Source organism: Aliiglaciecola sp. SL4, from assembly GCF_041538045.1.
Taxonomy (GTDB): Bacteria; Pseudomonadota; Gammaproteobacteria; order Enterobacterales; family Alteromonadaceae; genus Aliiglaciecola.
Map to the genome: position 1 here is coordinate 397,028 of NZ_JBGOSE010000001.1, position 22,088 is coordinate 419,115.

Annotated in this window: 22 protein-coding genes; 17 read left to right on the plus strand and 5 right to left on the minus strand. The window is 39.7% G+C overall.

Features of this window, described 5'->3' with window-relative positions; translation table 11 throughout:
* Positions 1-140 precede the first annotated feature (140 nt).
* The 3 genes from AB6T38_RS01815 to kdsA all read left to right on the plus strand — a co-directional run bounded on the left by AB6T38_RS01815 (position 141) and on the right by kdsA (position 2,473).
* Positions 141-518, plus strand: coding sequence for a SirB2 family protein (locus AB6T38_RS01815; protein ID WP_372545594.1), 378 nt, complete (start codon positions 141-143; stop codon positions 516-518).
* 79 nt (positions 519-597) lie between these two features.
* Complete coding sequence (locus tag AB6T38_RS01820) at positions 598-1,413, plus strand: SirB1 family protein (protein ID WP_372545595.1); 816 nt, start codon at positions 598-600, stop codon at positions 1,411-1,413.
* 208 nt (positions 1,414-1,621) lie between these two features.
* On the plus strand, positions 1,622-2,473 hold the full coding sequence (kdsA, locus tag AB6T38_RS01825; RefSeq protein ID WP_372545597.1) for a 3-deoxy-8-phosphooctulonate synthase: 852 nt from the start codon (positions 1,622-1,624) through the stop codon (positions 2,471-2,473).
* A 16-nt stretch (positions 2,474-2,489) separates the two neighbouring features.
* Here kdsA and AB6T38_RS01830 read toward each other — a convergent pair whose 3' ends face one another.
* Positions 2,490-2,768, minus strand: a complete 279-nt coding sequence (locus tag AB6T38_RS01830) for a hypothetical protein (protein WP_372545598.1) — start codon at positions 2,766-2,768, stop codon at positions 2,490-2,492.
* A 232-nt stretch (positions 2,769-3,000) separates the two neighbouring features.
* Here AB6T38_RS01830 and AB6T38_RS01835 point away from each other — a divergent pair, with 232 nt between their 5' ends.
* Genes AB6T38_RS01835 through rlmM form a run of 4 tightly spaced genes read left to right on the plus strand, consistent with a single transcriptional unit; the run spans position 3,001 to position 5,956 of the window.
* A complete protein-coding gene (locus AB6T38_RS01835) occupies positions 3,001-3,906 on the plus strand; it encodes a transcriptional regulator GcvA (protein ID WP_372545599.1) in 906 nt (301 codons plus the stop codon).
* Positions 3,890-4,525, plus strand: a complete 636-nt coding sequence (locus tag AB6T38_RS01840) for an alpha/beta family hydrolase (RefSeq protein WP_372545601.1) — start codon at positions 3,890-3,892, stop codon at positions 4,523-4,525. Before AB6T38_RS01835 ends, AB6T38_RS01840 begins: the two co-directional genes overlap by 17 nt.
* Positions 4,522-4,893 (plus strand): DUF423 domain-containing protein, encoded by a 372-nt coding sequence (locus tag AB6T38_RS01845; protein WP_348492676.1) that lies wholly within the window; start codon positions 4,522-4,524, stop codon positions 4,891-4,893. The genes AB6T38_RS01840 and AB6T38_RS01845 overlap by 4 nt, the downstream gene beginning before the upstream one ends.
* Positions 4,889-5,956, plus strand: a complete 1,068-nt coding sequence (gene rlmM, locus AB6T38_RS01850) for a 23S rRNA (cytidine(2498)-2'-O)-methyltransferase RlmM (protein WP_372546036.1) — start codon at positions 4,889-4,891, stop codon at positions 5,954-5,956. Before AB6T38_RS01845 ends, rlmM begins: the two co-directional genes overlap by 5 nt.
* Before the next feature lie 51 nt (positions 5,957-6,007).
* On the opposite strand, the gene AB6T38_RS01855 is transcribed toward rlmM, so the two are convergent.
* Genes AB6T38_RS01855 through AB6T38_RS01865 form a run of 3 tightly spaced genes read right to left on the minus strand, consistent with a single transcriptional unit; the run spans position 6,008 to position 9,919 of the window.
* Positions 6,008-8,032: a transglutaminaseTgpA domain-containing protein gene (locus tag AB6T38_RS01855; protein WP_372545603.1), complete on the minus strand. Its 2,025-nt coding sequence runs from the start codon at positions 8,030-8,032 to the stop codon at positions 6,008-6,010.
* Complete coding sequence (locus AB6T38_RS01860) at positions 8,032-9,000, minus strand: DUF58 domain-containing protein (RefSeq protein WP_372545605.1); 969 nt, start codon at positions 8,998-9,000, stop codon at positions 8,032-8,034. The genes AB6T38_RS01855 and AB6T38_RS01860 overlap by 1 nt, the downstream gene beginning before the upstream one ends.
* A 1-nt stretch (position 9,001) precedes the next feature.
* Positions 9,002-9,919 carry an AAA family ATPase gene (locus AB6T38_RS01865; protein WP_372545607.1) on the minus strand — a complete coding sequence of 306 codons (918 nt, stop codon included), beginning with the start codon at positions 9,917-9,919 and terminating at the stop codon, positions 9,002-9,004.
* Positions 9,920-10,187: 268 nt separating this feature from the next.
* Here AB6T38_RS01865 and seqA point away from each other — a divergent pair, with 268 nt between their 5' ends.
* The 7 genes from seqA to AB6T38_RS01900 all read left to right on the plus strand — a co-directional run bounded on the left by seqA (position 10,188) and on the right by AB6T38_RS01900 (position 18,492).
* Positions 10,188-10,784: a replication initiation negative regulator SeqA gene (gene seqA / locus AB6T38_RS01870; RefSeq protein ID WP_372545609.1), complete on the plus strand. Its 597-nt coding sequence runs from the start codon at positions 10,188-10,190 to the stop codon at positions 10,782-10,784.
* Positions 10,785-10,813: 29 nt separating this feature from the next.
* Positions 10,814-12,466 carry a phosphoglucomutase (alpha-D-glucose-1,6-bisphosphate-dependent) gene (gene pgm, locus AB6T38_RS01875; protein WP_372545611.1) on the plus strand — a complete coding sequence of 551 codons (1,653 nt, stop codon included), beginning with the start codon at positions 10,814-10,816 and terminating at the stop codon, positions 12,464-12,466.
* A gap of 195 nt (positions 12,467-12,661) precedes the next feature.
* Complete coding sequence (locus AB6T38_RS01880; protein WP_372545612.1) at positions 12,662-15,154, plus strand: glycogen/starch/alpha-glucan phosphorylase; 2,493 nt, start codon at positions 12,662-12,664, stop codon at positions 15,152-15,154.
* A 177-nt stretch (positions 15,155-15,331) separates the two neighbouring features.
* Positions 15,332-16,645: a putative bifunctional diguanylate cyclase/phosphodiesterase gene (locus tag AB6T38_RS01885; protein ID WP_372545614.1), complete on the plus strand. Its 1,314-nt coding sequence runs from the start codon at positions 15,332-15,334 to the stop codon at positions 16,643-16,645.
* A gap of 69 nt (positions 16,646-16,714) precedes the next feature.
* A complete protein-coding gene (gene astE, locus AB6T38_RS01890; protein WP_372545616.1) occupies positions 16,715-17,740 on the plus strand; it encodes a succinylglutamate desuccinylase in 1,026 nt (341 codons plus the stop codon).
* Between the two features lie 9 nt (positions 17,741-17,749).
* Positions 17,750-18,175 (plus strand): HIT domain-containing protein, encoded by a 426-nt coding sequence (locus AB6T38_RS01895; RefSeq protein WP_372545617.1) that lies wholly within the window; start codon positions 17,750-17,752, stop codon positions 18,173-18,175.
* Positions 18,169-18,492 (plus strand): heavy metal-binding domain-containing protein, encoded by a 324-nt coding sequence (locus AB6T38_RS01900; protein WP_216050300.1) that lies wholly within the window; start codon positions 18,169-18,171, stop codon positions 18,490-18,492. Before AB6T38_RS01895 ends, AB6T38_RS01900 begins: the two co-directional genes overlap by 7 nt.
* A gap of 12 nt (positions 18,493-18,504) precedes the next feature.
* On the opposite strand, the gene AB6T38_RS01905 is transcribed toward AB6T38_RS01900, so the two are convergent.
* Positions 18,505-19,005 carry a DUF2244 domain-containing protein gene (locus AB6T38_RS01905; RefSeq protein WP_372545618.1) on the minus strand — a complete coding sequence of 167 codons (501 nt, stop codon included), beginning with the start codon at positions 19,003-19,005 and terminating at the stop codon, positions 18,505-18,507.
* 346 nt (positions 19,006-19,351) lie between these two features.
* On the opposite strand from AB6T38_RS01905, the gene AB6T38_RS01910 reads away from it, so the two are divergent.
* From AB6T38_RS01910 to AB6T38_RS01920, 3 genes are read left to right on the plus strand one after another with little or no spacing between them, the layout of a single operon-like run.
* Positions 19,352-20,179: a formate dehydrogenase accessory sulfurtransferase FdhD gene (locus AB6T38_RS01910; RefSeq protein ID WP_372545619.1), complete on the plus strand. Its 828-nt coding sequence runs from the start codon at positions 19,352-19,354 to the stop codon at positions 20,177-20,179.
* Between the two features lie 32 nt (positions 20,180-20,211).
* Entirely contained in the window at positions 20,212-21,510 is a 1,299-nt protein-coding gene (locus tag AB6T38_RS01915; RefSeq protein WP_372545621.1) for an alpha-amylase family glycosyl hydrolase, read from the plus strand.
* Complete coding sequence (locus tag AB6T38_RS01920; RefSeq protein WP_348492662.1) at positions 21,500-22,063, plus strand: isochorismatase family protein; 564 nt, start codon at positions 21,500-21,502, stop codon at positions 22,061-22,063. The genes AB6T38_RS01915 and AB6T38_RS01920 overlap by 11 nt, the downstream gene beginning before the upstream one ends.
* Positions 22,064-22,088: the final 25 nt, after the last annotated feature.

Below are 22,088 nucleotides of genomic sequence, written 5' to 3' on the forward strand. Positions count from 1 at the left end.
TTAGTCTAACTAACACCTTCCACTAGCCCTTCTGTTTGGTCAGATACTTACTATAAAATACTGGTCGCTTTATCTATCTTCCTTTATATTGAGGCTCAAATTTTACCAATTGAAATATAAAAATTAAAAAAGGGCGTTTTATGTACATGATGGCCAAACATCTTCATCTCACAGCTGTGGCACTTAGCATAATTTTGTTTATCTTACGTTTTGTATGGTTACAACGTAATTCCACTTTGTTACATAAAAAATGGGTGAAAATAGTCCCGCACATCGTTGATACTATTTTACTGCTTTCTGCCATAACACTATGTTTTATAGTACCTTTTAATCCTATGCAACACCCTTGGTTGTGGCAAAAAATAATCTTAGTTATTGCCTATATTGGTTTAGGATTTTACGTCCTGAAGTCTGCTAATTCGACCTTAAAACAATGGGGAGGCTTTTCTCTTGCTATCGCCTGTCTAGCACTGGCAGCTAATTTAGCGGTTACTAAACAAGCACTTATTGGGCTCTAAAAAATAGAGAACGATTGCGGTTAAGTTTAATTTTTTCAGCCCGATAACTATACATAATGCAAAGTTGTCTGAGGGTAATGTGAAAGCGCTTAATCATGCTATCAACGAAAATAATTCTTTATTAGCGAGTTTATTGTTAACTCAGCAATTTGAAAATGATATTGATATTTTAAAATATATTGATCAAATTGATATTCTCGCTAAAAAAGTCGCAAAGCAGATAGACGTTAACGCATCTGAGTTGGTAAGGTTTCAGCAGCTAATTGATGGCTTTTACACTGAGTTGGCGTTTAGCGGAGATGAAAACGATTTCTTTAATTCTAGATATAGTTTAATTGATAAAGTAATCGACTATCACACTGGGATTCCTGTCACAATATCCATTGTTTTTTCTGCCATTGCTAATCAATTAGATTTTAACGTAGCAGGGGTTAATTTTCCTGGTCACTTTTTGATTCGTCTACAAACTCGGGAAAAACGATTGCGTTTTATCGACCCACTTAATGGCAATACAATAAAATGGCAAGAGTTAGAGGCCTTATATTTCAGTATTGTTGGGGAAACAGAAGATGAAGAAATGCCTTCCGATGCCCTTAACATTGCCTCTACCGAAGAAATTTTAGTGAGGCTACTACATAACTTGAAGGCCTCCTATATTCGAGAAGAAAACTATCAAATGGCCCTTATAGCTGTGGAGTTATTGATTGAGTTTTGTCCTGCTGATCCTTACGAGCGCCGTGACCGAGGTTTTTTACTTTATCAATTAGAATGTCCTCAGGTGGCTAAAGCGGATTATCAATTTTTCATAGAACATTGTCCTCAAGATCCTTCTGCGCAAATATTAAAGCTGCAAATGCACAATTGGGATAGTGTAGGTAATATCGTTTTACATTAGTAACAACGCCGCGTAAGAATAATAGCTAGGTGATAGTTTGCTTAACTTGTCTTGGGTTAAGCAAGTTTGTTCAACTCAAAACCTCCGTCCGGTGATAAATCATAAACAACTGATACGTTGAAGTAACAAATTTACTTTACTCCCTGCTGTAATATTCCTACTATGCCTGTCATTATTATGATGACTTTAACCAAGAGAATTAATTTCAGTGAATAATCAACACACTATTTCCGTCGGCAATGTAGATGTTGCTAATGACAAACCTTTTGTTTTGTTTGGTGGTATGAATGTACTTGAGTCCCGTGATTTGGCAATGCGCATTGCTGAACATTACAAAGAGGTTACTACGCGACTAAATATCCCATATGTATTTAAAGCTTCTTTTGATAAAGCTAATCGTTCATCGGTTCATTCTTATCGTGGCCCTGGAATGGAAGAAGGTTTAAAAATTTTTGAAGAAATTAAAAACACCTTTGATGTACCACTTATTACAGATGTACATGAGCCGCATCAAGCACAACCAGTGGCTGAAATTGTTGATGTTATTCAGTTACCTGCGTTTTTAGCCCGCCAAACAGATCTGGTAGTGGCAATGGCACAAACCAACGCTGTCATTAACGTTAAAAAACCCCAATTTTTAGCTGCCCATGAAATGCGTCACATTATTAATAAATTTTTGGAAGCGGGTAACGACAAAGTTATTTTGTGTGAGCGAGGTTCTTGTTACGGCTATAACAATCTAGTTGTTGACATGCTTGGCATGGATGAAATGAAAGATTATGCTCCAGTAATATTTGATGCTACACATGCTTTACAAAAGCCAGGAGGGCGTTCTGATTCTGCTGATGGTCGTAGAGCTCAAGCGGCTCAATTAGCTCGCAGTGGTATGTCATTGGGTCTTGCGGGATTGTTTATTGAAGCTCACCCTGAACCAAATCAAGCGAAATGTGATGGGCCTTGTGCGTTAAAGCTAGATAAATTAGAACCTTATTTGCTACAAATGAAACAGTTAGACGAATTGGTCAAAAGCTTTGCACCTTTAGACACTAGCGCTAACTAATAGCCTAACGGCGAACTTATTCAGTTAGTTTCGCCGTGTTGTTGATTGCACTTGATGTTTCTTCAATTTCAACTACAAATTGTTGTAGCTCTTTCTTTGCAGCTATAGATACTACTGAAAGTTGAGAAGCTTCAATTGCATTCAATGGTTGAAGATCATCTAAGTTTTGTTTAAGTAAAGCATCAATGGTAGTGGCTAATGACATGCCCATATCAGCGGTATCATTTGCATTGGCAAAACCACAGACACTAGCGGTTAATGCGATTGCGACGGTAATATATTTTAAGTTTTTCATTTTTTCTCTAAATTATTTTCATTTAAAATTATCATTTTTGTCATATTTATTTAACAAAAACACTCGATTAAGTTAATGTTTTATTTATATAAAATTTTAACTTGGAGCTATTTTATACAATTAATTAGAAGCTTAAAAATGACATTTAGTATGGATAAGCATTAGAAAAACTAATGAATATAAGGCGTTTCTGGTTTATCCTTAGGGTAATCCACCAAAAATAAGATTTGTCATGAATCGCAGATTGCCCCCGTTGAATGCCTTGAGAGCATTTGAAGCCGCTGCAAGACATTTGAGCTTTACTAAAGCGGCAGATGAGCTCTTTGTTACACAAGCAGCAGTTAGTCATCAAATTAAAAGTCTAGAAGAGTTTCTCTCGATCAAATTATTCTTGAGAAAGAATCGTTCCTTGCTGCTCACTGAACAAGGGCAAGGTTACTATCTTGAATTAAAAGAGCTGTTTGAATCTTTATATTTAGCCACGGAAAGACTATTAGCTGCAGGGGCTAAAGGTGCTCTAACTGTGGCTATGCCTCCAAGCTTCGCGATTCAATGGTTGGTGCCAAGAGTTAATCAGTTTAGTCAGCAGTATCCCGATATAGACGTTAGAATCAAAGCAATAGATTCTGATGATGGTTTCTTGGAGGACGACGTTGATGTGGCCATTTATTATGGTCGCGGTAAATGGTCTGGATTAAAAGTAGACAAATTACATACTGAATATTTGACACCGGTTTGTTCCCCAATGTTGTTTAACGGGACTAAGCCGTTAGAAAGTTTGAAAGACCTTAAACACCATCGTTTATTGCACGACAGTACCCGCGAAAGCTGGAAGACGTTTATAAGACAATTTCATGTCAACGGCGTGAAAGTAGAACAAGGTCCCATCTTCAGTCATACCATGATGGTGCTTCAAGCTGCGGCTCTTGGCCAAGGGATTGCTCTTGCCAATAGCGTGTTAGCCAGTCCGGAATTAGCCTCTGGTCGTCTAATTTGTCCATTCGAGGAACGTTTAGTGAGTAAGAGCAGTTACTATCTGGTTTGTCACGAATCCCAAGCTGAGTTAGGAAAAATTGCAACCTTTAGGCATTGGCTGTTGGAGCAGGTTAAAGAGGATCAAGATGAAGCACTTAATTGATAGCCCCGAAAAGCCATTCGCACGTTTCATTTTTGCCCATGGCGCTGGTGCAAATAAACACAGTGATTTTATGCAGCAAATTGCTGTTTTACTGTGTCAGGGCGGGGTTGAAGTTGTGCGCTTTGATTTTCCATATATGCTGCGAGCAGCTGAAAAAAATAAACGGCAACCACCAGACAGAGCTAATATATTATTGCAAGATTTTACAGAGATGGTAGATGGTGCCGATACAAAGCTACCATTGTTTGTTGGTGGTAAATCCATGGGTGGAAGAATGGCATCAATGCTTGAATCCGACAGCGAAGGCAAAGGCGTTGAGGCAATAAAAGGTGTCATCTGTTTAGGTTATCCTTTTCATCCGCCGGGTAAACCGGAAAAACTGCGGACTGCGCATTTATATGATGCAAGGTTACCTATACTGATAATTCAGGGAGAGCGGGATACATTTGGTAATCGTAGTCAGGTGGAGTCTTACCAACTTCCTAACAATATAGATATTCAATTTTTAGCGGCAGCAGATCATAGTTTTGTACCGCTTAAATCTAGTGGAGTTGGGCCAGATGAGCATATTCGCTCGGCTGTTCATCGAATGATAAAATTTATGAAGGAACAAATATGAAGTTTTTATTAATGTTTGCTGCTTGTAGCGCAGCACTATCGGTATTGTTAGGTGCTTTTGGTGCACATGCTTTAAAAGATATGTTGACTGAAAGTTCGTTAGGTTACTTCCAAACTGCGGTGCAATATCAAATGATCCACAGTCTAGCCATGATAACGTTTTTAGTTTTTTACGCTTATTGGAAAAATGAATGGTTAATCTGGGGGGCGCGATCCTTTGCTTTCGGGATATTATTTTTCAGCGGTAGCTTATATATTTTGGCAACCACTAATTTAAAGTGGGTCGGTCCCATCACCCCTTTAGGTGGGTTGTGTTTTGTGGCTGGTTGGGTGTGTTTATTAGTGGCAGCTTACGAATATGAGAATTAATTCTCTACTGTTTTATTGTCGTGCAGGCTTTGAAGCTGATTTATGTTCTGAGCTGCAAGAAAAATTGAGTCAATTGGGTGTTTACGGTTATCCAAGGTTTACAAAAAAATCTGGTTTCGTTCAATTTATTTGCCATCAAGATGGCGATGCTGACAAGGTAATTCAGCAACTAGCGGTGAAGGAGCTTGTGTTTGCTCGACAAATGTTTGCCGGTTCAGAGCCTCTAGAATTAACGGATACCTCTGATCGCATATCACCGATACTTGAACAATTGCAGGAACAAAGCATCTTTGGTGAATTGCGGGTTGAACATGCTGATACAACCGATGGCCGAGAACTTTCTAAGTTATGTCGAAAACTATCAGTGCCTTTACGACAACAGCTGCGTAAAAATAATTTGTTGACGGCAAAAGAACAGAGTAACAAACCTTGTTTGTTCGTGTTTTTTGTTACTGGTACTGACGTGATTCTTGGTTACTCGAACCCTAAAAAGCACAGTGCTTATCCCTTGGGTATTTTACGTTTACGCTTTCCATCATCAGCACCAAGTCGCTCAACCCTCAAATTGGATGAAGCAATTCAGTCGTTCATTTCTAAAGCTGAAATGGCGCAGCGATTTGAGCCGGGTATGCATGCGGTTGATTTAGGTGCTTGTCCTGGTGGCTGGACTTATCAATTAGTGCAACGAGGCCTCTTCGTGCAAGCAGTTGATAATGGCGCAATGGACGAAAACTTAATGGAAACAGGGCAAGTTAGCTACTTCCCTGAAGATGGTTTTAAATTTGAGCCAAGAAAAAAAAATGTCCAATGGTTAGTGTGCGATATGATTGAGCAGCCCCAACGTGTTGCAAAATTAATGGCCAATTGGTTAGTGAAAGAGTGGTGTAAGGAAGCTATTTTTAATCTAAAGCTACCCATGAAACAAAGGTACGAATCAGTTATACAGGCAAAGCTACTGGTACATGAGATAATGGCAAAACATGGTGTTAGCTATGAGTGGCAAGCAAAACATTTATATCATGACCGAGAAGAAGTCACGGTTCACATTAAAACCAACTTATGACTTCAAATTGCAGCGTTAACCTGACGCTGCCATTTTGCTGTTGTGCTAGGTTTAGTGTTTTAACTGTCGATTTACTGCTTTCTTTAACACCTGCCACTGTTGCTTTATACGTGCTTTATTCTTGGAGTCTTGCTGCTCATTGGTTTTTGTATACTGATGTTGCACGTAAATTTTGGTGGCTTGGTTAAAAGGCTGATGCAATGAACTGGGAAGCTTGCGTTGAACGCTGTAAGCAAAATCAATAGGTCCTTGAGATATTGGACGATAGATGTGTAACTTGGCTAGTAGCTTTTCTGATTTTTGATAATACTGAGTAATACAATCAACTTTCCTTCGGTGTAACGATGGCAAAAAGAAAAATGCCAGTAATAGTCCAATAAGTGCGAAGACACTGAGGCCAAATAGTGCTAATTTTTTCGGAGTTAACTCGCCTATGAGCGATTTAATCAGGTCCTCTTGAGAACGCCTATCGAATCCTAATATCCATTTAGTCCAAACAAAATCGATATCGTGTAACAACAACCTAAAATCGTTTAACCAGGTAATGGAGCTAAAGCGGTTCAACGAAAATGGTGAGTCAATTAGCTCTGCAGCATCTTCTATGGCAGTTTTTAATCCAAATTCTACTCTATTGGGAGCAACAATTGCTGTGGGGTCATACCGTTGCCATCCTTTATCAGAATGCCAAGCTTCAATCCATGCATGGGCATCATATTGATACACACTCATATAATCTTGTTCGCGCATTTCGCCACCTTGATAACCCGTTACTAAGCGCGCTGGAATGTCCGCTAGGCGCAATATATACGCCATTGCGGATGCATAATGGGAACAAAATCCCTGTTGCTGTTCAAATAAAAACGTATCTATTGCATTGGTTTGCATCAATGGTGGCTGCAAAGTGTACACGAATGGTTGCTCGGCAAAAAAAGCCAGAACTTGGTTTATGAAATCCTGATCATTAGGATATTGTTGCTGCAATTTATTTACCCAAGCTTGGGTTTTCGGGTTTCCTTTATTGGGTTTCTGTAAGTTAATACGACGGTCAACACTATACAATGTTTGATTTAGTGAGGTATCAGGGTATGAGCGCAGTGAATATTGGAAGTTACTCACCAGTGGTCCGTTGCTACTCAATTGGTATTCGTGACTTTGCCAAATTTTGCTACTATTTTGCGGACCATCAGGTACACCTATATCGATGCTATATAACCAGTTTTGATGGGTAGGTTCAGCAATCACATCATAGCTAAAGTAGCGTCCTTTAAGTGTCGGCTTGAATTCCTGATTGTACTGCTTATATTGAACCTTGATAGCTTTACGCTCAGAAGAAACTCGCCATGTTTTACCGTCAAACTCCTCCATCACTAAGGTTCGCCAATAACGCTCTTGTGGAGTAGGTATAGCGCCTTTAAATGTGGCTCTAAATGCCAGTTCTGCACTTTGAGATAGTTGTGCTATGTCTCCAGGAGTAACTTGTTCTGCTAATCCTGTTTGATGAGATTTAGAAGTAGGCATTTGCCACAATGGCCCAATTTTAGGTAATACAATAAACAATAGCAGGGCTATGGGTAAGGCTTGTCCTCCCATAACAGCGATGCTTTTAAAGTTTTTGTTAAGTCCAAGACTAGGGCTGATATGGCATGCTAGAGAAAGTAGCAGTAGTAATGTCAGGAGCAAATAAAAAACGCTAAATCCAATGCTATCTTGAAAGATAAAACCGCAACCAATTAAAAAACCACAGCAGGTAATTAATTGGTAATAGTCTTTGATACTACGCAACTGCATCAACTTCAAGGAGCAAGCTAACACTAATAAGTTTATCATCCCTAGAAGTACACCTAACTGGAAGCTAAAATAGGCCAAGACTATTGCACTTAAAAGGGCAAGAAGGTTCAGGGTTCGCACCGAGGGCGCATGTTTGTGTAAATCTAAATACAGGGCGCTACGCATAACAACTGCACATACTACCAATATTAAAATCCAGCCCATAATAGGTTCGAGCAAACTTACACTGATGCACAGGAATACAAGGGTAAGAATAATATGAGCATGGTTTTTTGCAGAAGATATCATTATTCAACCCCCTTTATATAAGGCGAGTGAAGAGCTAAGGCTTTCAAGCATGCATTTTGATGTTCCAGTCCACTGTTAGGTTCAATCTTAACTTTTCCTAAGTCCAATCCAAATATGCTGTTGTTTCTGGTTAATTCAATTACTTGAAAACACAGCTCGCTAAGCTTGGTTTCTATATCTGGGGAGTGAAGTGAAGCTAAAATTAACCAACCTGTTGCGCCGGATTGATTTGAAAATTGCTTAGAGATCATGCCTTGACCTTTAGCAACTTGTTTCCATGCAACGTGGTAAAGGGGTTCCCCTTGTTTGTAGGGGGCTAAGCTATCAAAGTCATCATGACCTTTAATCGTCGTGTCGGCCTCATTCAACTGTGCAGAATCATGTTTATTGAACAGCTTAACTTTACTTCCTATAGGTTTAGGATAAACCAAAATTTCTGAGGTGAATGCTAAATGGGTCCAACAACTGATTAGACCTAATGGGAAAGTGCTAGTCAGTGTCACCCGAGGTAATGTTAATTTACCTCTTGTGACACAATCCATTGGTAAATAGACAGGGTTGCTTGATTCGTCTAAGTCAACAGTGACGCTATTTTTGGATTTCCAAAAGTTGAGTTTGAGAAGTCCATGAGAAACCCGTTTATTATTGTTGAACCAAACCGGAATTTGCAGCTTTTCTCCGGCAAATCCATGTTGAATTTTGCCTAATTGGATTTCTAGTTTGGCAAAATTGAGATAAGCACTAAATAGATTTAATAGGAATAGTGAAACTAAAAAATAGCACAACAATATCATTAGATTATTTTGGTAATTGGTGCCTAAAATAAACAAACCAAAACATAAGAGCAGAAATAGACCGCCGAAACGCGAGGGAAAAATAAAAATACTGCGGTAATTCAATTGGTATTTACTGGCTTGGGGAATACGTTTATTTAGCCAGTTCTGTGCCGCAGTTTGCCATCCAAACATATTAAGCGGCCAGGGGATCAATAGCGTCCAATAGCCGATCGCTCAAACTGGTTTGTCCGTTAAAGTCTGATATGGCGGCACGCATACGGTGCTCGGCAACTGAAGGTAATACGGCTTGGATATCTTCAGGTATTACATAGTCTCTACCGTGTAAAAATGCCCACGCTTTAGATGCTTGCATAAGGGCTTTGCTTGCTCTTGGCGATAAGGGATTCGGAAAACCGTCATTCTCGCGACTATGGGTGACCAATTTTAGTATGTACTCTAATATCGCGTCAGATACGTTGATCTTTATTATTTGACTTTGCATCTGCGTAAACTCGGCGATGGTTAAGCTCTGCTTCGGTGTTTGTTTGCCGCTAAAATCTTGTGCTAACAGCATGGTTTTCTCAGCTTGCCAATCTGGGTAACCTAATTGAATACGCATTAAAAAACGATCTAGTTGGGATTCAGGTAATGGGTAGGTGCCTGATTGATGCATGGGGTTTTGCGTCCCAATAACAAAAAATGGAGAGGGAAGGGGGCGAGTTTCACCGTCTAAACTTACTTGCTTTTCTTCCATCGCCTCCAACAGAGCACTTTGGGTTTTTGGGCTCGCACGATTAATTTCATCAGCTAAAATTAATTGATTAAAAATGGGACCTGGGTGAAATTGAAACGATTGTTTTGTGCTATCAAAAATATTTAATCCGAGCATATCGGCGGGTAATAGGTCAGAAGTAAATTGAATCCGAGAAAAATCCAGGCCAAAAACCCCCGCAAGTGCATGAGAAAGCGTTGTTTTGCCCATGCCCGGTAAATCTTCAATGAGTAGGTGCCCATTAGCCAGCAAACAGGTAAAAGCTAATTTAATTTGTTGATGTTTGCCAATAACCTGTTCTGAAACTTGGTTCATGGCATGTTGCAATTGTGGGTGCATAGTCAGCGGTACCTTGTTTTATTTTTTAGTGTCTGAAACTTAAATACTCAGTTAATTCAATTTTAGACTATGGGGTGAACACTGTAACCCTTGGGGTTAATACTCACGTATAAATCCTGTATTTTGTCTAGGCGTTAAAAATAACAGTAATGGTAACTATTTAGTATTGAATACAGGTAGCTAGAAAAAGAGAAGTAAATTTTTTACTGAAAAAAAAATGTCATTAGTCTTATAATAGAGTCACTTTTAAATAGCCGTTATTAGAAAAATGAAAACGATTACCATCGACGACAAATTATATGGATTTATTGCCTCTCAAACTAAGCATATCGGTGAAAGTGCTTCAGACATCTTGCGCCGAATTTTGATTGACGAATTAGGATTAGAAGCAGGGGAAAACCCGAATGTCGACGTGTCTAAGCCTGCAGAAGTAAATAAAGAAGTCAAAGATATAAATAAAATTAAAAAATCCCGAGAAATGCAAACTAAAGAACAGCAAACTAGCGACGAGGTAGTGAATGCCACTTCCTTGTTTGATTTGTTGAATCAAGAGACGTTTGATCAGCCTATGAGCAAAGTTGAACGCTTTTTAAAGATGCTGGGTGCATTGCATCAAACACATCCAGACCGTTTTAATGCTGTATTAGAAATAAAAGGTAAAGGTCGACTTTATTTTGCGACAGACAAAAATACATTATTAAAAACAGGTAGTAGTACCAATCCAAAACAAATACCCGGTTCTGAATATTGGGTAGTAACAAATAACAATACCGATAAAAAATGTACTATGCTAACCAATACCGCCACTATATTGGGGTATTCTAAAAGTAACGTAGAACGATTAGGTAAAATATTTAAAGCGTAACTTCACTTAAACTCACTACTAGGATTACTATGGCAATTCATCCACAGGCAGGTCAGCCGGCAGCTCCAGAACAACTAGTCAACGTAGCGCGTTTAGTCAGCGCTTATTATTCCAATAAACCAAATTTAGACGACCCAACGCAAGCTGTGTCGTTTGGAACATCTGGTCATCGTGGTAGTGCTTTTTTAAATACATTTACCGATGTGCACATTGCGGCTATATGTCAGGCATTAGCTGAATATCGTAGTGTTCAAAATACCACAGGTCCAATGTATATTGGTATGGACACCCATGCGCTGTCAGAGCCTGCATTTATTACTGCGGTTGAAGTGTTAGGTGCAAATCAGGTCAATATGATTGTTCAAGAAGCCCGAGGATATACACCTACTCCCGTGGTATCTCACGCGATTCTTAATTACAACAGTGGTAAACAATCAGGTTTGGCTGACGGTGTGGTCATTACGCCTTCCCACAATCCACCTGAAGACGGTGGGTTTAAATATAATCCTACTCATGGTGGTCCTGCAGACGGCGATGCCACAAATTGGATTCAAGATAGAGCAAATCGTATTATTGCCGCTGGATGCAGTGAAATAAAACGAATGGACTTTGATTCAGCAATGAAATCTGAGTTTGTTCAAGAAGTTGATTTGTGCCAGCAATACGTTAATGAGCTTGATCAAGTCGTAGACATGAAAGCAATATCTGAAGCTGGCTTGAGCTTAGGGACGGATCCTCTAGGTGGAGCGGGTTTAGGTTATTGGGATAAAATTGCCGACCGTTACAACTTAAATATTAAAGTGGTGAACAACAAAGTTGATCAACAATTTGGATTTATGCACCGTGATAAAGACGGCAAAATTCGGATGGACTGTTCTTCTCCCTATGCTATGGCGGGACTCATTGAACTTCGCCAAGATTTTGATGTGGCCTTTGGTAATGACCCAGATTTCGATCGTCACGGCATCGTCACCAAAACCGCTGGGCTAATGAATCCTAATCATTACCTTGCTGTGGCAATTAATTATCTTTACCAGCACCGTAGTGATTGGCCGAGTAATTTGAAGATTGGTAAAACCTTAGTTTCAAGCAGTATGATTGACCGTGTAGCCAACTCTCTCGGTCGAGAGTTATCTGAAATGCCGGTGGGCTTTAAGTGGTTCGTGCAAGGTATGCTCAACAGCGAATTTGGTTTTTCTGGAGAAGAAAGCGCCGGTGGTATTTTCTTACGCAGAAATGGACAGCCTTGGGCGACGGACAAAGACGGGATTATTCTTTGTTTGTTGGCCGCAGAAATCATGGCTGTGACTGGCATTGATCCAGGTGAGCATTATCAAAAGTTAACTGAGCAATTTGGTTCGCCAAGTTATAAGCGCATTGATGTTGCAGCCAGCCATGAGCAAAAACAAGTGTTAAGCAAGATGGATAAGTCGGTTATTACCTCTACCGAATTAGCGGGAGAGAAAATCAACAATATTCAAACTCATGCACCTGGCAATAATGCAGCTATAGGCGGAGTGAAAGTAAGTACCGAAAATGGGTGGTTTGCTGCGCGTCCTTCGGGTACCGAGAACGTTTACAAAATTTATGCAGAGAGTTTTAATGGTGAATCACATCTAGATAGTCTGCTAAATGAAGCTCAAAATTTAGTAGATGGGGTATTTAAATCAAAAAACGTTTAATAAACGTGTTTATTGGGTTTTAAATTTGTTAATAAAATCAATTTTTTTATAAAAAAGTCAAAAAAAAGTCATAATTTAACAACTTTTTAACAGAACTGGATGGAATTTCCTGCTACAACTACGGTCATAATGAAAACTGTAATTTTATTACACTTTTAAACTAAATTGTGATCCGTCATTGTGGGAAGTTCCGTCATGCCAAAAGTTAATCTTAGAAGCAAAACTTTAGATGAGCCCGAAAAGCTCAGTAAAAGTGATATTAAAGATTCAATTGTTCGTCACCTTCATTGTTCTCTAGGAACAGACGAAAATAAAGCTAATAACCACGCATGGTGGAAAGCAGCATGTGCTGCTGTACAAGAACAAGTCCTTGAGCGTTTACGCCGCACACAAAAATCCCATTATTTAAACGATACCCGAGCAGTACATTATTTTTCCGCTGAGTTCTTAATGGGCCGGTTGATGTCCAATAACCTGCATAATTTGGGCTTATTTGAAGTAACAGAACAAGCCCTTCAAGAGTTAGGGGTTAGTTTGACCGATGTGATGGAAGAAGAGCCAGATATGGCCCTCGGTAATGGTGGTTTAGGGCGTTTGGCTGCCTGTTTTATAGACTCTTTGGCGACGATGGATTTACCTGCAGTGGGATATGGTATTCATTATGAGAATGGTTTGTTCCGCCAAGAAATTAAAAATGGCGCACAAATTGAACGACCTGATAGTTGGCGTGATTATGGTAACCCCTGGGAAATATGCCGTCCTGAGTCAATTCAAGAAGTGCCTTTATTTGGCTATGTAGAAACTAAATATGGTAAAAACGGCCGCATCCTTAAAGAGTGGCACCCTGGTTCTATTGTAAAGGGGATTCCGTGGGATATTCCGGTGGTGGGGTTTGGCGGCAAAACAGTCAATGTTTTACGCCTATGGCAAAGCCAAGCTTCAAGTTATTTTAATTGGGACGTGTTCAATGCTGGTGGTTATGTAGATGCACAATCTGAAAATGTGCAAGCAGAAACCATTTCCAAAGTGTTATATCCAAACGATGAAACTGAAGCCGGTAAAGAGCTGCGCTTAATACAGCAGTACTTCTTCTGTGCCTGTTCACTCAAAGATATTATTCGACGCTACAAGCGTGCCCATGGAGACGATTGGAGCCGCTTTTCTCAACAGGTTGTTATCCAATTAAATGACACCCACCCAGCCATCGCGATCCCCGAGTTAATGCGTATCTTGGTCGACAGAGCTGAATTGGATTGGGATGATGCATGGAAAATTTGTCATCAAACCTTCGCTTATACAAATCATACTTTATTGCCGGAGGCGCTAGAAAAGTGGCCTGCGAGAATGATTGAAAAAATACTACCTCGCCATTTGGAAATTATTTACGAAATTAATTCACGCTTTTTAGCCGAAGTGGAAAAAAAGTGGCCTGGGGATAATAAGATCAAACAAAAGTTGTCTATCATTGAAGAGGGCAACGATAAAATGGTGCGAATGGGTAATCTATCGGTGATAGGTTCATTTGCGGTCAATGGCGTGGCTGAAATTCATTCTAAGTTAGTTAAAAGCAACCTGTTTCCAGAGTTTGATCAAATGTGGCCTGGCAAGCTAACTAATGTTACCAATGGCATTACTCCTCGTCGTTGGCTAAAAGCCTGTAATCCCAAATTATCGGCATTAATTGATAAAAAAATCGGTACTGATTGGCCTTTGCAGTTGGACAAGTTGAAAGATCTTGAGAAGTTTGCTGGCGAAGCAAAGTTCCAAAAAGACTTTATGAAAATTAAGCTTAACAATAAAGTTGCTTTAGCCAGTGAGGTGAAAAATCTAACTGGTATTGAGATAGATCCGAAAGCCATTTTTGATATACAAATCAAACGATTACACGAATATAAGCGACAACATCTTAATTTACTGCACATTATGGCGTTATATCGCAGATTATTGGAAAACCCTGACTATGATATGCATCCTAGAGTCTTTCTGTTTGGCGCAAAAGCTGCCCCTGGTTATAAACTAGCCAAAGACATTATTTACGCCATTAATATGGTTGCTGAACGTATTAATAATGATGAAAGGGTGAATAAGAAGTTAAAAGTGGTGTTTTTACCCAATTACCGTGTGAGCTTGGCGGAAAAAATGATCCCTGCAGCTGACTTGTCTGAGCAAATTTCAACAGCCGGTAAAGAAGCATCAGGCACAGGCAACATGAAGCTTTCATTAAATGGGGCTCTGACTATCGGTACTATGGATGGCGCAAATATAGAAATTGCTGAAGAAGTAGGAGATGAAAATATTTTCATCTTTGGTTTAACCGTCGAAGAAGTCGAGGAACTGCGGGTTCAAGGTTACAACCCTTACGATTATTATTATCAAAACGCCGAACTTAAAGCTATTTTAGATTGGTTAGAAACCGACTACTTTACTCCTGGGAAACCCGGTGCTTTATCTTCATTGAAGCATAGTTTACTAGATGGTGGTGATCCCTATTATGTGTTGGCAGATTTTGAAGCTTATTCAAATGCGCAAAAAGAAGTAGATAAAGCCTATCGAGACAGTAAAGAGTGGGCGCGTATGGCCATTCTGAATTGCGCGAGAATGGGGAAATTTACCTCTGATCGCTCCATACAAAATTACGTAGACCGAATCTGGAAGTTGGATGCGTGTGAAGTAGAGCAAGATTTCTGAAGCTAATAAATTGGCTTAGAAGCGCAGGTTAAACTCAGGCAAATTCGTGGTTTGACGAACAAATCAGCGAATAACTTATGAAAAGGCTCAATTATTTAATTGTGCCTTTTCTTTTGCACCCAGATACGTATAGAATCTTATTAATTGCCTAGCAGTGCGCCTAATAAGAAAAATAAAATGGGTCAAGCTCATAAAACGTTAGCAACCATTCCAAATCGATATGCATTTTTAGACCGTATCGACGAAGCGGTGACACACGATAACAAGTTATCCTTAATGTTAATCGATGTTGTGCGCTTTTCAGATGTAAGTAGTTCTCTTGGTTATCAAGTTGGCGATATTATTTTGCTGGCTATTGCTAATCGTATTAAGTATTTATTTGGACGAGAAATCCTGTTCGGTAGAATGAGTGGGGATATTTTTGGCATTGTGATCCCCGGTCGACATGGTGATAGACAGCTTCGTTACCACTTTAATCATTTAGTTGAACACTTCAAAACCCCAATTAATTTTGATGGTCATGCGTTTATTGCTGACTTCAATGTGGGGGCAGTGGCCAATGAGCCAGATAATCAAGACACAATCAAGCTTTTGGCAGCGGCAGAGTCTGCGTTAAAACAAGCTAAAGAAAATAAATACGAGAATTTACATATTCTAAATATGAGTCAAAAAGGCCAAAGTGGGCGTTCTTTAGCGTTAAAAGCTGATTTAAAACGGGCTTTTCAAAATGATGAGTTAGAAATTTATTTCCAACCCAAAGTTAATTTAAACACCCTAAAAATAGTGGGTGCCGAGTGTCTACTTAGGTGGAACCATCCCTTAGACGGAGTCTTATTTCCAGGGGCGTTAATCGAAGCAGCTGAATCCTATAATATGATGAATGAATTGGGAAACTGGACGCTAGAAAAGGCTTTCCAAAGTGCCTTGCAGTTTAAACAACTGGGCATCGATATTGTGTTGTCGGTAAATATGTCCCCCACCCAACTTTACGACTTTAAATTCATTCCTAAATTACGAGAATTGCAGAAGCTATACGATATCGATTTAAACTGCTTAGAACTTGAATTAACAGAAGATGTGGCATTATCCAATTCATTGATGGTTAAACGTCAGTTATCAGAAGCCCGGGCATTAGGAATGAGAGTATCGGTCGATGATTTTGGTAAGGGTTACTCGAATTTAGCCTATATTCGTGAACTGTCGTTAGATGCCATAAAAATAGATAAGACTTTTGTTTTAAGACTAGAAGAAAATCCCGTGAATCTAGCCATTATTGAAGCTGCTAAAGTAATTGGGCGGGCACTGAAGTGTGACATAGTTGCAGAAGGCATTGAAACCATTGAACAGATGCATATGCTACGGGAAATTGGTATTGAGTGCGGCCAGGGGTTTCTGTTTTCAAAAGCGATTCCTCGCATGGACTTTATACAGCTATACCATACAGATTTGATGGTGGGGACGTCACAGTCATTTATGTCCAGGCCAGCGTAAAGCCGTTCGTATACTTTGCATTACGATAATTGGCTATACACTGCTATTATTTAAACGTTAAGAGGTTATATGTTAGTTGAGAGACTTACTCTATCGGGTCAATTTCTGGCACTGTCCAGATTCGAACCTCAATTATTTAATCAGCCCATTGAGTTTGTTTTAGCCAATGGTGTCACTGTCAACATAAGCAGTCCGGGTGTCATTCAGTTTACCCCAGCGAGCACCTCACTAAAGGACATTGTGTTATCTTGTGGCGTGCATGGTAACGAAACCGCACCCATTGAGATCTGCGACGATCTAGTGTCACAAATCCTCCGTTTAGAACTTAGCCCACAACATCGACTGCTGGTTATATTCGCCAATTTACCGTCGATGGATATTGAAAAGCGCTTTGTTGAAGAAAACCTAAATCGCTTGTTTAGTGGTGCCCATTTTTCCTCCGCTAGCGAGCAAAATTTAGAGCGCCAACGGGCGAAAGAGTTGGAGCAAGCCGTCGCGAATTTCTATACCCAAGGGAACGAATCAGCCCAGCGTTTACATTACGACTTGCACACGGCAATTCGTGCCTCTAAAAATGATAAATTTGCGGTTTATCCATTTTTACACGGTAAACAACACAGCTTGGAACAACTGGCATTTTTATATGCCTGTGGGGTGAATACTTTTTTACTTTCTGAAAGTCCCACCACCACTTTTAGTTATTATTCTTCTCGTCAATTTGGCGCCCATGCATTTACTGTTGAGTTAGGCAAAGTTCAACGTTTCGGCGAAAATGATATGTCGAAATTCGTTGCCGTTAAAGAAACCTTAACCGCGCTTATCGCCAACAAAGAATTAAAATTACCTGAATTTTCACCCCAGAAGTGCTTTATTTATCGGGTCAATCAGGTAATTAATAAGCATCAAGCAGATTTCAAATTACACTTCGATAGCGATACCCCCAATTTTACGGACTTCGAAAAAGGGCATTTGTTGGCCTCTGAAACGGGAGCTCAATATCGCTGTGAGTTTGATAATGAAGCCATTGTTTTTCCAAATGAAAATGTGGCAATTGGACAACGGGCACTGTTAACAGTAGTCGCAACAAAAATATAAGGAGAAAGCATGCATAATGCTGATTTCCAACTTGATCCACAATTAGCCAAAGACTGCTTTGAGGTATGTGACTTACCCTTAAGTAAAGTTTTATTATTAAACGACTATCAATACCCGTGGTTTATCCAGGTGCCTCGGGTTAATGACGTCACTGAAATAATTGATCTAAATGAAGCACAACAAAGCCAGCTTTGGTATGAGTCTAAAATTCTTAGCGAGTCCATTAAACACCTTTTCCAACCTTATAAATTGAATATAGCAGCCTTAGGGAATATGGTGTCACAATTACATATTCATCATATTGGCCGTTTCCAAAATGATGTCGCTTGGCCAAAGCCAGTGTGGGGGGTTGCAGCTGCTAAACATTACGAAATTTCTGATTCAACTAATTTGATTGAAAAGGTAGCCACATTATTAGGAGATAAAATATGTTAGTCACTACAACAAACAATTTAGATGGCAAAAAGATTGAGCATTATTATGGTGTGGTTGTGGGCGAAGCAATTATGGGGGCAAATATACTCAAAGACATATTTGCTTCGATACGAGACATCGTTGGTGGGCGTTCTGGCTCCTATGAACAAGAATTGACAAAAGCCCGTAAAATCGCCTTTACCGAATTAACCGAAGAAGCGCGAATGATGGGGGCTAACGCAGTGATTGCGGTTGATATTGATTATGAAGTAATTGGTCAAAATGGCAGTATGTTAATGGTTAGCATTTGTGGTACAGCGGTTAAATATGTGGATTAAATTGCCTCTTAACTAGCGAGGTTTCCACCATTTGTTACTCACAGTCATAATGCCATTACGGGTCAGCAAGTCGCAGGCAATAAGGCAATCTTGTTGATTTAGAAATTCGCCTAACTTAATGCTGATAGTATCATCAGTTAATATCATTTGTAGTCGGTCAAATGCACTTTCAGCCTCTATGACCGACAGGTGTGTTGTTTGCCGATTAAACTGCCATTTGAATACCGGCTGTTGGATACCACATTCAATCACAACCCTTTGTGGGTTAATTGTAATGACTTGCTTAGTGCAACATTGGCGATTGACTTTATGCATTAAAAAAGCAAGTAAGGCGACTTCAAATCCAGCAAAAGGCAGTACTAGCCAAACCCCTAGAAATGCCCAAATAGCGGCAATGAGTAAGACAAATACAGCTATACAAAACACAACTAATTTGACCTCAGCCCAACTGACTGAGCGATTCGGACTTAGGGTAATCCTGGTATGGTTGGTATCTGTGAAATGTTTGACCATAGCTAATCAACAACGGGCAATGGCAACTGAGATATTACACAAAGTTGTTTCATCGTCTTGTTTGAAACGCAACAGACTGCGCTAAAATACATCTTTAGACCCCGCTAAGTTGCAAGTTATTATCGTTGGTAAGGCCTGTCATTGTCTTATTATGTTTTAGCCTAATATGTGTGTTTTTCCAAGGTGTAGATAACTGATAAATAGCAAAGTTTGGTTTTAGTTGCTGGGGGTAGGGCACTCAATCGTGGTATATTGCTAAACCAACTGATGTTATATTTTCGTAGCATCAACTCAATTATTTATACATGGGTTTTCTGGTAATTAGGTTCTCTAACAAAAGTGCGCTATGGAAAAATCGGTTCAATATAATATAGTCCGCTATCAAGACTCAGCGACCAAAAACGTTGATTGGATTGCCTATGAGCAGCCATTGGAAATTTGGCTTAAATATTACAAATCTCCTAATCAAACGGATATGTTGTATTTGCACTCGACCATGCGTACTCCCGGTGACGATATTAATTTGGTTAAAGGCTGGTTACATTCCGTTGATTTACTCTCGGTCAGCGATATATTCAGCATTGCGCATACCGGCAAGGGAAAGCTGCAACAAAATAACAGTAATCGAATTGTAATAACCGTAAAACCGGGCTCCCAGGTTGATCTATCGAAATACAAGGCTAACCAATTATCTGTTTCCAGTTGCGGTGTATGCGGACAACAAAATATCGAAAGTTTACTCGAAAATTTGTCTCCTATTGCAGAACTAAATAGAGTGTCTTTTCCAGCAAAGTTAATCTGTGAATTACCGAATAAATTACGTCAGCAACAAACTGTTTTTGATAAAACTGGTGGCGTTCATGGCGCTGGGTTGCTAGACCAATACGGGGATGTCGTTGCTACAAGTGAAGATATTGGCAGACATAATGCGCTGGATAAGTTGATTGGTAAATATTTGCCCCAATTACCTGGTCAATATGCTGTTTTGCTAAGTGGCAGGGTAAGTTTTGAGATGGTACAAAAATCGGCTAGAGCGGGTTTTAGTATGATTATTGCCGTAGGCGCACCTACTAGTTTAGCCATAGATTTGTGTAAGGAATTAGATATTGCTTTAATCGGCTTTATTAGAGACTCTCAATTTAATCTCTATCATGGAGAACGTCAGTTAATTTAAAGGGTTTAGTCAAGTAGAAAGGATTTCATTTTATGGATCATACTCCAAAAAGCTATGTGCAAATCGACACTCCCGAATGGGTGAAAAATGCGGTCATATACGAAGTAAATATCCGTCAATTCACCTCGCTAGGCACCTTCAATGCGGCTCAATCCCATTTTCCTCGTTTAAAATCCTTAGGTGTCGATATTTTATGGATTATGCCAATACATCCTATTGGCGAAAAAAACCGTAAAGGCTCATTGGGAAGCCCTTATGCGGTGAAAGATTATTATGGGGTGAATCCAGAATTTGGTGATTTAGCCTCTTTTCAAGACTTCGTAAAAACGGCTCACTCATTTGGCTTTAAAGTTATTATTGATTGGGTTTGCAACCATTCAGCTTGGGATAATCACCTTGTTGAAGATCATCCCGACTGGTATGCACGGGACTACAAAGGCGACTTTACCCCGACTCCTTGGTGGGACTGGGATGATGTTATCGATTTTGATTACAGCAATACCGAGTTGCGCAACTATATTGCTAAAGCAATGCGTTATTGGGTTGAAGTGGCAGATATTGACGGCTTTAGATGTGATGTGGCGGGTTTTATTCCTAACGATTTTTGGGCAAATGTACGGGCAGATCTAGACAGTATCAAACCCATATTCATGTTGGCGGAATGGGAATCAAAAGATCTTCATCAAAATGCCTTTGACATGACCTATGCGTGGAGTTGGAATGAAACCCTGCATGGTATTACTTGTCATGGTTTACCCATTAGTAAATTATTTAAATATTATTCGTGGAATGAAAAATCCTATCCTTTTGAAGCCCATCGAATGACATTTGTGAGTAACCACGATAAAAATGCTTGGGACGGCACTCAATTAGAGCAATTTCAACAGGGCCTTGAAGCCGCTATTGTGTTGTCGGTGATTGGCGAGGGCATGCCACTGATCCACAATGGACAAGAAGCTGGAGAAACAAAACGATTGGCGTTCTTTGAAAAAGATCCAATTGATTGGCAGCAGCATCATATTGGTGATTTATATCAAAGCTTAATCCAACTTAAAAAAACACATTCAGCCTTGTATAACGCACAATGGGGGGCAAGAATGATTCAGGTACCAAATTCTGCGCCTGAACAAGTATTTAGTTTTGTTAGATCAGATAAAAACAGTAAAGTTTTGGTGGTTATTAATTTTTCCAACCAGCCATTGCAAGTGACGCTTAAGGGCAGTTTATGCTTAGGTGATTACGATTCTTTTTTCGAAAATAAAAGCTTAGAAATCAAACCAGATTCGGAACTAACTATGACACCATGGGGGTATCAAATTTATGTTAATTGAACATATCAAACCACAGACAACGCAAGTATTAATGGTCGATATACAGCAAAAATTGTTTTCTACAATGCACAACAACCAAGCTATGCTGCGCCGCTGTATTACATTGTTGGAGACTGCACAATTATTTGAAATGCCAATAACAGGGGTAGAGCAGTATCCTAAAGGCTTGGGTGAAACCCACGAGTTATTGCAGCCTTATGTTCAACGTAACTTTACTAAAACCGCATTCTCTGCTTTTGCCGAAGCTGAACTTGTGAGTCACCTAGATCAAATAAGAACGGACACCGCTAAGCCAAACTTGTTGTTATTAGGTGCCGAATCCCACGTGTGCTTATATCAAACCGCAATTGACGCCCTTGCCGCCAACTATCAGGTTACCATTGCGTGGGATGCAACAGCTTCCCGTTATGAATCTGATCGAGAATTAGCAAAACAGCAATTAATCGCCGCCGGTTGTCATTTACTATCGGTGGAAATGCTGGTTTTTGGGTGGTTAAAAGATGCTAAACATGAGCATTTTAAAGCTGTCAGTAATTTGCTTAAAGCTCACTAATTTATATGCAACCCATCCATAGAAG

Coding starts and splice junctions, on each gene's coding strand:
- AB6T38_RS01815 (WP_372545594.1), top strand. CDS start 141: ATGTACATGATGGCCAAACATCTTCATCTCACAGCTGTGGCACTTAGC.
- AB6T38_RS01830 (WP_372545598.1), bottom strand. CDS start 2,768: ATGAAAAACTTAAAATATATTACCGTCGCAATCGCATTAACCGCTAGT.
- AB6T38_RS01835 (WP_372545599.1), top strand. CDS start 3,001: ATGAATCGCAGATTGCCCCCGTTGAATGCCTTGAGAGCATTTGAAGCC.
- AB6T38_RS01840 (WP_372545601.1), top strand. CDS start 3,890: ATGAAGCACTTAATTGATAGCCCCGAAAAGCCATTCGCACGTTTCATT.
- AB6T38_RS01845 (WP_348492676.1), top strand. CDS start 4,522: ATGAAGTTTTTATTAATGTTTGCTGCTTGTAGCGCAGCACTATCGGTA.
- AB6T38_RS01855 (WP_372545603.1), bottom strand. CDS start 8,032: ATGATATCTTCTGCAAAAAACCATGCTCATATTATTCTTACCCTTGTA.
- AB6T38_RS01860 (WP_372545605.1), bottom strand. CDS start 9,000: ATGTTTGGATGGCAAACTGCGGCACAGAACTGGCTAAATAAACGTATT.
- AB6T38_RS01865 (WP_372545607.1), bottom strand. CDS start 9,919: ATGCACCCACAATTGCAACATGCCATGAACCAAGTTTCAGAACAGGTT.
- seqA (WP_372545609.1), top strand. CDS start 10,188: ATGAAAACGATTACCATCGACGACAAATTATATGGATTTATTGCCTCT.
- pgm (WP_372545611.1), top strand. CDS start 10,814: ATGGCAATTCATCCACAGGCAGGTCAGCCGGCAGCTCCAGAACAACTA.
- AB6T38_RS01880 (WP_372545612.1), top strand. CDS start 12,662: ATGCCAAAAGTTAATCTTAGAAGCAAAACTTTAGATGAGCCCGAAAAG.
- AB6T38_RS01885 (WP_372545614.1), top strand. CDS start 15,332: ATGGGTCAAGCTCATAAAACGTTAGCAACCATTCCAAATCGATATGCA.
- astE (WP_372545616.1), top strand. CDS start 16,715: ATGTTAGTTGAGAGACTTACTCTATCGGGTCAATTTCTGGCACTGTCC.
- AB6T38_RS01895 (WP_372545617.1), top strand. CDS start 17,750: ATGCATAATGCTGATTTCCAACTTGATCCACAATTAGCCAAAGACTGC.
- AB6T38_RS01900 (WP_216050300.1), top strand. CDS start 18,169: ATGTTAGTCACTACAACAAACAATTTAGATGGCAAAAAGATTGAGCAT.
- AB6T38_RS01905 (WP_372545618.1), bottom strand. CDS start 19,005: ATGGTCAAACATTTCACAGATACCAACCATACCAGGATTACCCTAAGT.
- AB6T38_RS01910 (WP_372545619.1), top strand. CDS start 19,352: ATGGAAAAATCGGTTCAATATAATATAGTCCGCTATCAAGACTCAGCG.
- AB6T38_RS01915 (WP_372545621.1), top strand. CDS start 20,212: ATGGATCATACTCCAAAAAGCTATGTGCAAATCGACACTCCCGAATGG.
- AB6T38_RS01920 (WP_348492662.1), top strand. CDS start 21,500: ATGTTAATTGAACATATCAAACCACAGACAACGCAAGTATTAATGGTC.